This window comes from Halobacteriovorax sp. HFRX-2_2, from assembly GCF_043196705.1.
Lineage (GTDB): Bacteria > Bdellovibrionota > Bacteriovoracia > Bacteriovoracales > Bacteriovoracaceae > Halobacteriovorax_A.
Window position 1 is genome coordinate 62,963 of sequence record NZ_JBEBMT010000003.1, and the last position, 10,238, is coordinate 73,200.

9 protein-coding genes are annotated in these 10,238 nt (G+C 38.8%); 2 read left to right on the forward strand and 7 right to left on the reverse strand.

All coding sequences use genetic code 11. From position 1 onward, the window contains the following. Positions 1-2: 2 nt before the first annotated feature. The gene (locus tag ABMA79_RS10805; protein ID WP_393055391.1) at positions 3-1,715 is read right to left on the reverse strand and encodes a mechanosensitive ion channel family protein; all 1,713 of its coding nucleotides are present in this window, start codon (positions 1,713-1,715) and stop codon (positions 3-5) included. Between the two features lie 137 nt (positions 1,716-1,852). Here ABMA79_RS10805 and ABMA79_RS10810 point away from each other — a divergent pair, with 137 nt between their 5' ends. Then, on the forward strand, positions 1,853-4,219 hold the full coding sequence (locus tag ABMA79_RS10810; protein WP_392860321.1) for an ATP-dependent Clp protease ATP-binding subunit: 2,367 nt from the start codon (positions 1,853-1,855) through the stop codon (positions 4,217-4,219). Between the two features lie 10 nt (positions 4,220-4,229). Here the strand turns inward: ABMA79_RS10810 and ABMA79_RS10815 are convergent, their stop codons facing one another. From ABMA79_RS10815 to ABMA79_RS10840, 6 genes are all read right to left on the reverse strand, one after another. Beyond that, complete coding sequence (locus ABMA79_RS10815; RefSeq protein ID WP_393092513.1) at positions 4,230-5,255, reverse strand: peptidogalycan biosysnthesis protein; 1,026 nt, start codon at positions 5,253-5,255, stop codon at positions 4,230-4,232. Positions 5,256-5,260: 5 nt separating this feature from the next. Continuing rightward, positions 5,261-5,905: a DsbA family protein gene (locus ABMA79_RS10820; RefSeq protein WP_393092514.1), complete on the reverse strand. Its 645-nt coding sequence runs from the start codon at positions 5,903-5,905 to the stop codon at positions 5,261-5,263. Continuing rightward, positions 5,889-6,329 (reverse strand): disulfide oxidoreductase, encoded by a 441-nt coding sequence (locus tag ABMA79_RS10825; RefSeq protein ID WP_392860325.1) that lies wholly within the window; start codon positions 6,327-6,329, stop codon positions 5,889-5,891. The genes ABMA79_RS10820 and ABMA79_RS10825 overlap by 17 nt, the downstream gene beginning before the upstream one ends. Before the next feature lie 95 nt (positions 6,330-6,424). Beyond that, entirely contained in the window at positions 6,425-7,414 is a 990-nt protein-coding gene (locus ABMA79_RS10830; protein ID WP_392860326.1) for a ParB/RepB/Spo0J family partition protein, read from the reverse strand. A 90-nt stretch (positions 7,415-7,504) separates the two neighbouring features. Then, positions 7,505-8,278: an SDR family NAD(P)-dependent oxidoreductase gene (locus ABMA79_RS10835; protein ID WP_392860327.1), complete on the reverse strand. Its 774-nt coding sequence runs from the start codon at positions 8,276-8,278 to the stop codon at positions 7,505-7,507. Then, entirely contained in the window at positions 8,256-9,527 is a 1,272-nt protein-coding gene (locus ABMA79_RS10840; RefSeq protein WP_393092516.1) for a methyltransferase, read from the reverse strand. Before ABMA79_RS10840 ends, ABMA79_RS10835 begins: the two co-directional genes overlap by 23 nt. A gap of 48 nt (positions 9,528-9,575) precedes the next feature. Here ABMA79_RS10840 and ABMA79_RS10845 point away from each other — a divergent pair. Beyond that, the coding region (locus ABMA79_RS10845; protein ID WP_393092519.1) for a Mur ligase family protein at positions 9,576-10,238 on the forward strand (663 nt) is incomplete at its 3' end.

Genomic DNA, 10,238 nt, shown 5'->3' on the forward strand with positions numbered 1-10,238 from the left:
TCTTATTTTAATCGAAGTTCAGATGAGCGATTAGGTGCATTCCATCTGTCGCTCGCAAGCTCATCTGCAATCTGCTGTGAGCGGCCAAAATCCACGTCTTCTGGCGTATAAGTGACACCAGGGTCCTGTTGAACATGAAGAGTTTGGGTAGGGAAAGCAAAGTTAATTCCATGCTTCTTAGCGGCCCTTAGGATATCGAGTAAGAATTTATGCTTCTCATTTAATTCATCATCCCAGCTTGGAACTTCCCAAAACATATACACGAGAATATTGAGTGAGCTTGCACCCATGCTATTAAAATAAACTTGGAAATTATCTTTTCTCGTCATTGGGTGTGCAACGATAATTTGGCGAATACTTTCACAAAAATTTTCAATCTTCTCTGGTGGAGTCGCATAATCGATTCCTAGAGTTGTGTTAAAACGACGAAAGCGTCTGCGCCCAAGGTTGTCGATATTGGCGTTGATAAGATTTCCATTTGGAACGGATAGGAGCGAGTTGTGAAATGTTCTGATCCTTGTGGATCTCATTCCCACTTCTTCAATGATACCTTCGATATCATTATTAATCTTAACCCAGTCACCAATTGTAAATGGGTTATCAAAAAGAACTGTAAATGAACCAAAGAGGTTAGAAATTGTATCCTTGGCGGCAAGTGCAAAGGCGATCCCCCCAATTCCCATACCGGCTAGGATTGATTTCATATCCAGTTCGAGGGCATCACCAATAAAAATGATACCGACAGCATAGATAAAGAATCTGGCAGTCTTTCTAATTAGTGGAACAACAATATCATCAAACTTATTCTCTGTTTCACGTGCCTTGTCTTCAAGATAGAGGCAGATAACAGTTAGTAATTGATTAAGAATAAAGACTACTGAAATGGCCATGACGATATCGCATGCCTTAACGACTAAGACGAGAGCATCGGCAGGCAGATCAATCCACGTAGCAAGTGTTTGGAAAATATAGGCAAAGGCAAGGCTTCCAAATGGTGAAGTTAGCCTATTTTGTTGTTTTTCAGTAAAGGTAATATTTCTTTTCTTAAGAATTGATATTGTTTTGGCCGCAATATAATGGCGCACAATTCGGTCAATAATAAAACTAAAGAGAGTAATGACAAGTAAGAGTATCCAGTGAATATTTAAAAGAAGGAAGCGCTGATGAAAAGTCCATGCAGGTAGATATTCTTTTAAACGCTCTTTTGGAGACTGACTATAGACGACATCCTTTGCAACTTTCTTACCCTTTAGTGAGAGGTCATAAAAACGTAGCGACGACATTGTTTCTTTCGTAAAAAGCCACACCATTTTATCCCCACGCTGTACTTGGCGAATAGAAATTTCAACATTGTGATCTTTATTTTCTACTTGTACGACTTCTTTTCGGTAGTACCAGATTCCATCATCTACTTTACGAGGAATTCTCTTTACATCAATATATTCGATACGATCAAAAACAGTAATAAGAGTTCTTGAGAAATCTTTTAATTTAAATTCCTTAACTGTATCCGGAATATGGCGTCCGTCTAGTGCCAGTACCGCTTGTTCAAGCCCTTGGTCATTTCCAAGTTTATAGGCCTTCATGGACTTAAGGAAATAATTCATGGTTGCACGAGGAGAACTTAAGTCGAGGGGGGGGAGCTTCTGGGCAAAGGCCTGGGACTTAAGGATTAAAACAAAGATAAGGAAAAGCTGAAGAAAAAATTTATTCATAATAATCTCATTTATTTCGAAAAAATATTTTGGTTACCTTGACAATTATAAAACACGTCCCATCTTATTAGTAGAAGGGGAAAAATACCTCATGATTTTAGGTGTTTATACCCAAGAATTTGCGTGGAGGAATTTTTATGAATAAGTACGATTCAATCGTTGCAGGCAGTCTCGATATTGCCCAATCTCTTCTAATGGAAAAGAAGAATACTCAACTATCTGAGTGGCACCTTGCTTATGGGCTGGTGAAGAATCCTTCTTCTTTCTCATCAAGAGCATTAAAGAATAAATTAAAAGATATAAAATCAGAAATTGAGCGCTTACCTCAAGCTTCTCAGGAAGTCTCACTTGATAATGTCAGACCTACTGCAGGACTTAGTAAGTGGCTCACATTGGCATCTTCTAATGCTATTCAATCAGGCCGTCAGGAAGTAACAGAAACTGACCTTCTAAAGCATATTGTGACAACCCTCTCCAGTCTCAATATTGACCCGAATGTCTTTAACTCTGCTATGAATGGAGACGATGAAGAGGAGGTTCCTGCCTTCCTGACGAACCTGAATGAAATGGCCGCTGAAGGTAAGCTCGATCCTGTCATTGGACGCTCGAAAGAAATTCGTGCGGTAATGGAAATTCTAGGACGTCGTGGGAAGAATAACCCTGTCTTAGTTGGGCCTGCCGGAGTAGGTAAAACTGCTATTGTTGAAGGCCTTGCGGAAATGATTGTTAAGGGAACTGTTGCTGATGTCTTAGAAGGAAAGACTGTCTATGCACTTGATATGGGTGCTCTGATGGCCGGAACTAAGTTTCGTGGTGAATTTGAAGAGCGTCTACAAAAGCTTTTAAAATATATTAAACAAAATGCAGCAACTTCGATTCTCTTTATCGATGAAATTCACCAGTTAGTTGGTGCTGGTAAAACAGATGGCGCTATGGATGCGGCCAATCTCTTGAAGCCTGCTCTTGCAAGAGGAGAGCTCAATTGTATTGGAGCAACGACTGATGAAGAATATCAAAAATATATTCTAGGCGATAGTGCACTTGAAAGACGCTTTCGAGCAGTACCGGTAAATGAGCCATCAAAAGAAGATGCTATTGAAATTTTAATGGGGATTCGCGAGAAGCTAGAGATTCATCATGGAATTAAGATTTCTGATGATGCAATTTTTAACTCCGTTATTTTATCTGATCAATATATTACAGATAAGAATTTACCAGATAAGGCCATCGACCTTGTGGATGAAGCGGCAAGTGCACTTAAACTATCTGCGGAAGCGATGCCAGCAAAACTCGTAGAGTTAGAAGCTGAAATTCGCTCAAAGAAAGTGAATATGCAAATTGATAAGGACAATGAAAAGTTGGCCAAAGAAGTTGAAGAGCTTGAAGAAAAATTCAATGAGCAAAAAAGCACTTGGGAAGAAGAGGTTCTTTCACTTAAGAGAGTCTCTGAATTAAAGAATCAAAGAGATCGCCTAAACTTCGAGTTAGAAGCTGCTGAAAGAAGTCAAGACTATGAGAAGGCATCAATGATTAAATACTCTCAGCTTCCAGAAGTTGAAAAAGAGCTTGAATCTTGTCATCACGATTGGGTTCTTGCGACTAAAGATATTGCTCTTGTGATTTCAAGACAAAAGGGAATTCCTGTCGAGAAAATCCTTAAGTCAAAACAAGCGCAGATTTTACAACTTGAAGGCTTTTTAAAGTCACGTGTTTACGGACAAGAAGAAGCATTAACAGAAATTGCTGATACAATTATTTCGGCCCACGCAGGTCTGACAGACCCTTCTCGACCACTAGGTTCGTTCCTCCTAAAAGGTCCTAGTGGTGTGGGGAAGACTGAGACAGCAAAGGCACTATGTGAGTTCTTATTTGATACACAGGATAACTTAATACGTTTTGATTTATCTGAATTTAGTGAAAAGCACTCAGTGAGTAAACTCATTGGTGCCGCCCCTGGTTATGTTGGTTATGAAGAGGGTGGTGTTCTAACTGAAGCGGTAAGACGTCACCCTTATTCAGTAATTCTCTTTGATGAAATTGAAAAGGCCCATCATGACTTCGGTGATATTCTGTTACAAATTTTAGATGACGGTAGGCTAACAGATAATAAAGGACGAACAATTGATTTTAAAAATACGATTATCCTTTTAACGACAAATGCAAAAGTTGTTGAAACAGCATTTAAACCAGAGGTTTTAGGTAGACTTGATTCAGTGCTAACTTACAATGCACTTGATCGCTCAATCATGAACTCGCTAATTGATAAGCAAGTACGCTTACTTAACTCGAGACTACTTGGCCGTAAGCTTAAGGTCGATTTATCAGAAAGTGTGCGCGCTAGACTTAATGAGCAAGGTTACAGCGAGGCCTATGGTGCAAGACCACTTGCTTCAATCTTTAACCGATTAGTAACGAGACCTTTATCAAAAGAGATCATGGCACATGATCTGGAAGAAAAAGACTTAAAGGTCGATTATAAAGATTCTCACATTACAATCAATTAATTACTAAGGGTTACTTCTTAAATGGAAGTAGCCCTTTTAAATCCTCGTGATATTTCTTTACACTTGTATTCTGGTTTTCGACATGATCTGCAATAGCATCATGAAGCTGTGGATTTTTTAGATGGTGCCAGGATTCAATTTCAACTGGCCTAAAACCACGGTAGAGCTTTTGTTCTCCTTGGGCACCAGCTTCGAAAATCTCTAGCTTATTATCGATGCAATACTCCATTGCCATATAGTAGCACATTTCAAAATGAAGAAACTCATACTTATTTTGATGAAGAGGGTGAACTCCCCAGTAGCGTCCATAGAGTTTTGTTGTGGATTCAAAAAATAGGGCCATGGCAATAATTGAATCTTCTTTATAGGCCAGGTGAAAAAAACAATTCTCTAGGGTGTTTAACCCAAGAAAGAAATCGAGAGTAAGGTAGGCATAAGCTGACTTCTTATCAATCGTTGTTAAATATAGGCCATATATCTGTTTAAGTTCATCTGTTGTAAGCTCACTTGCACATACTTTTTTGATCTCAATATCATATGAGTGGCAGGCCTTTCGTTCCTTCTTTATGCTTTTTCTCTTATTCTTTTTAAGCTTTGAAAGGTAGTCTTCAAATGAAGCGTACTCATTAATAAAATGATATTGAGTCGTAATTTGTTTAAAGAAGCCTAAGTCTTTCAGGCAATAATAGCTATTATCTGTAAAATAGTAGTGCTCACTAGATAGGTTTAACTCCTGATACATATTAAAAGACTTTGTTAGAAGCGTCCCATCAAATTCTTGAGTGAATTTACTATTATTTACTGGTGTGAAAGGAATGGCGTGAATAAGCTTTGGGTAATACTCTTGGCCCATTCGGTGATAGAGATCGGCCCAGGCCCAGTCAAAAATATACTCACCGTAGCTGTGTGATTTGATATATGAAATGAGCTGATTATTGTTGGTCGCAAGGTGAGTGGGTTCCCAACCTCTTTCTGGGCATGCACTCCCACTATCTTCAATTAATTTTAGAAAGTGGGAGTTGGCAAAGGTATGCATTCTACTTATTTTTCTAGTTCTTCACGAATCTGTAGTTCTAGTTGTTGATAGCTAAAACGCTCTAATGGTTTTCCATTGATAAAGAAAGTCGGTGTTCCACGAACTCCAAGTGTCTTTCCATCTTCTGCGTCTTGCTTAATCCATTCCATGAATTTTGGATCATGCATATCTTTTTTGATTTGATCAATATCTATATCTAGTGTTGTTAAGTAATTCCAGATTAGGTCTGGGCGTGGGTTGTGGTGATTTCCCCATGCTGGTTGACTCTTAAAAAGTAGGTCAAGAGTTTGCCAGTATTGACCTTGCTTTCTTGCTGCCTCTAGAATTGAGATTGCATAGGCCGAGTTCTTGTGAAAGGCCGCATAGCGAACAACTAGCTTTATCTTACCTTCGTATTTTTCTACGATTTCTTTTACATATGGTGCAAAGGCACGGCAAGACTCACACTCAGGGTCTAAGAACTCGACTAAGACAACTTTTGCATCATCTGGTCCGATAGAAGGAGAGTAATCTCTGACAAATAATTTGTGATTTTCATTGGCCATAAAACCGAGCTTGGCCGCTTGTTGTTTTTTGTAAAATGTTGCACTAATGGCAAAGACTGCAATAACAGTAACGATTGCAGCTATAATTTTATGACTTTTTTGCATTTAAGAAATCCTTGTTGCTATAAACTTCTAATAAGAATAGTGAAAATAAAATTGTAAAGGCGAAGAATGCCAACATTGGAATTGAGATAAACCCGAACCAGTTAATCCATTTCTCTGAACATGGGACACCACTTACACAGGGACTCGCACTTTCCGGAATGACCTTAAGTTGAACGAGGTTGTGATAAATTGAAATGGCCCATCCTGAAATAATAAAAGGGGCACCATAGAGAATGCTTCTTTTATCATCTTGATAAAAGCCTATCAGTAAAATCGCTGCAAGTGGATACATGGTAATTCTCTGCCACCAACAAAGTGTGCACGGAACAAATTCCATGATGACACTAAAGAATAGTGAGCCAGCTGCTGCCAGTATGGCAACAATCCACATAATAAAAAGGGTGTTCTCTTTGACTAATTTCATGACGATTATCATAACGAAACTTTAAACAGATGACCAAGTAATTCGTCATCTGCCTAAAGCGTTATATTGTCAATTTTTTGTAAAGTGGTTTGGGTTTAGAGAGAGTACTCTGGATTGAACTCTTGTTGATCTTCATCAAGTACAATCGTAGGCTCAGAAATAACTTCCTGAGTTTCAGTTGAATCAGAAGTTACGTGATTAGAAGTTGTTCCCATGTTGAAGAAGCGCTCAAGATTCTCTTGCATCTTTCTTAGTTCTTTCATGATTGAAGCAGACTCCTTACCTTCGTAAGTAAGCTCTTCTAAAAGAATACGAGTAAGGTTCTTATTCATTCTCTTTGAAAGGTTTCTAAGGTGAGCATATTCTGCTGGCAATGGCTCCATTGTTTCAATTTCTTGTTCAGCTTCCTGAACACCACCACGCTTTGCTGCTGCAACAATTTGTTTTACTTCTTTTACTGTTTTATCTGAGATCATTGGAAGAACGCTGTCTTGAACTTCTTTATCTAGCTTGATGATCTCGTTAGTAACACTTGCATTGATATGACCAAGTTGACGTGCTTTCTTTACATGTTCTGATGCAAGGGCATCTCTTTTAATTGCACCTTTGATCACACTCTTTGAAAGACCTGTCTTTTGTGCCGTAATGGCAGCAAATGAATCCTGGTCTTGCTCTTCTTTTGCCTTCTCAAGCTTCTTTTCTTCTGTTGTTGTTGCAATAACATCAACTTCAATCTTAGTGGCCGTTGGGTTTAGCTCTTCAAAGATTTCGCGCCCACGGTTAAGACACTTTTCAAATTCAAGTTTATCGAGTGCTCTTCTCACAAGGTTTTCATCAATTGAAATTAGCTCTTGCTCTAGTGACTTGCGGTCAACAACATGAACAGGAACTTCTTCAATTCCAAGCTCTTTTAGGGCCTGATATCTTCTAGCACCAGCTAGTAGTTCGTTTTCTTTATTGATTGTTAGAGGATTGATTAGACCAATATTTTCGATACTGATTTTTAATGTCTCAACATCAGTATTAGTTCTTAGGTATTCACTATTTAATTTAATATCATTGATATTAACAGTTGTTGTTTGCATGGTGTCCTCTTAATTTACAATTAATTTGTGTGTTGTGTGGGCGCCATTTTAATGGGTAATTACATATCTGACTAGAGGTGTAAGGTATTTTTAGTATCCACGCCCTGTGTTGACTCGCTCGATGATTCGCAGCGTAAGTGTATGAGGAATTGTTGTTAGTAGTGTTTTGAAGATTTTGTTTAGAAAACCTGGAACAATATAGAATTTGTTTTTACTTAGTGCGTCCATTGTCTCTTTAACGACTTGTTCAGATGAGATTCCACTAAAGTGTTGCTTTTCGGCCTTTCCTTGATTGATACGAAATTGAGTATAGACAAGTCCAGGGCAGACAGAGATGACCTGTTTATTGGTTCCATTTAGATCTCGTCCTAGGGCCAGGCTAAAAGAGTGAAGCATGCTTTTTGAAGCAGCATAAACACTTTGTCTTGGTACTGGGAAGAAGGCATAGAGAGAGGCGATATTGATAACTTTAAGTTGTTCACTTTGTTGAAGAAAGTGATGAGTAAGGCGCATTGGCACTTCGACGTGCACTCTTTGCATTCTTACTTGTTTTTCAATATCTGTTTCTGGGTACTTTCCTGCGACTCCAAATCCAGCGTTATTCACAAGGTATGTAAGTGGCGCTTTTATTTTTGAAATCACAAATTCACAAGCATCCTCATCTGCGAGATCCTTGATTATAATTTCACAATTAACTTGATACTTATCTTGATATTCTTTTGCATTTTGCTCGAGCAGGGCAAGGTTTCGGCCATGCAGATAGAGATCAAATCCTAGAGTCGCAAAGTGGTCAGCAAAGGCCTTGCCCATGCCTGTCGTTGCGCCAGTAATTAAAATACTTTTATGATTTTGATTCTGCTTCATGATACCAAATTCCAATATTGCGAGGGGATTCAACTTCGTTAAAGAAGGCCATTAGCTTGGCCTCTTTTCCTCGCTCTTGTAGCATGATAGCACGATCATAGAGAAGGTAAAGCTCTAGGGCACGTCCAAATTGCCAACGAACAACATTTGCTAGAAATAATTTCTCTAGAGTATCTTGATGATCTTTAAAGAACTGATCAAGTTCTTTTGGACTTAAGTTAATTGGAATATTATTTTCAGTTAGCTTTGCAATTGCATATTCACTAAATGAAAGGGCGTAGAGTCTCTTGTGAGCATCACCAATAGGGATGATGTCGATTTTTTTTCCATAAACAGTATCGATATAGAATTGAAGACAGTAGCGATAAAACTTCACTCGCTTTTTTTGATTGAAGTCTTCAAGTTCCATACTTTGATGACCTCGAGTTGCGAGTGTTAAGCAATTACTTTCAATTTGTAGCGGGTTATTTTCTTTTGCAAATTGAGAGAGGTTAGTATGCTCTTTTGGGTCTAATTTATTATAGCAGCAGCCAAAATTTAGTAGCCCTCTTGTTTGATTGCCACTTGCCACTTGCATATGCTTTACGGCCAAAGGGCCACATGTGTGAAGACCTAGTGAAAAGGAGTCTTTACTGAATATACGAGCATTTTCTTTTCCCTCTAAATCGATGCTAAAGTCATGGTTAATAAACTTTACGTCTTTAGCACCTTCTGGTGTAGGGTATTTCTTTAGGCGACTGCGGCCAATTTCTTGAAATTCAGTATTAATATCAAGACTAATCATCTCCATGCCAAAGTAATGAGCAAGAGTGCGTGATAGGTGACCAACGCCTCCTCCAATATCAACAGTGTGCTTGAAGTCGCCTTCTTTATCTCTAAGCTTCGTTAGGAAGTTTGCAATCGCTAGGATCTCATCCTGCTTCTTTCCCTTAACTTTAAAAAACGCCCAACTTGGAAGTTCGTCGACTCCACGAATTAAGGACTCTTCAACCGTCTCATAAACTTCATTTTCTTTTAGTGAATTTAAGAGTGACTTAAGTGGACCTTCTTCAAGCTTTGAATAATCTCTCAAGCAGTCAAGCTCGTAGAGTTCTTCATGACTAAGTTTTCTTAAGGGATCAATGAGATCTTCTGGAATGATTTCATCAATCTCACCAGCACGCCAAGCCTGGAGAACTTCTTTTTGCCATAGCTGACTATATGGCCTTAAAATAGAGGCAAGGTTTAAAAATAATTGCTGGTAATTCATGCACAGCAATGTAGCACTTTTATCCATGATTTGGAAGGTAATAGTCATATGATCATTAATGAATCGCTAAATAAGTATAATAAAATCGCAGTTGTTGGCCTTGGGCTTTCTGGCCTTTCAGCTCTACGCCTACTGACTTTTCTAGGTAAGGATATTTATTTAGTTAATCAGGGGGCCGTTGAAACGTGGCCTGCCATTGAGGACTCTTCGTGCATCAAGGCCAAGGTTGCTCAGGATGAGGCCTGCGATATTCTAGGAGAGATGGACCTAATTATACTGACTCCTGGTATGTCTAAGGAGCTTCCATTATTTTCTAAAGCGACTTGCCCAATTTGGTGCGAGATTGAGTTGGCCTATAAATTTGCTGATGCCCCAATTTTAGGTGTCACAGGGACGAATGGTAAAACCACTGTTGTTTCCTTTCTAGAGGAGTGTGGCAAGCAGGACCCAACAGGGGATTACTTTGTTGGTGGAAATATTGGAACACCTTTTTGTGATTATATTTATGAGCGCATGAGCGGAGAGCGTGAACCAGCTCAAGGTATTATCTTAGAGCTTTCAAGCTTCCAGCTCAACCTGATTGATGAGTTTCAATGTGATGTTGCTGGGCTTTTAAATCTAACTTTTAGTCACGGTGAACGCTACGATGACTTAAAGACATATGGACAGGATAAATTCGAAATCTTTAAAAATATGGCCAATGAAGGAATT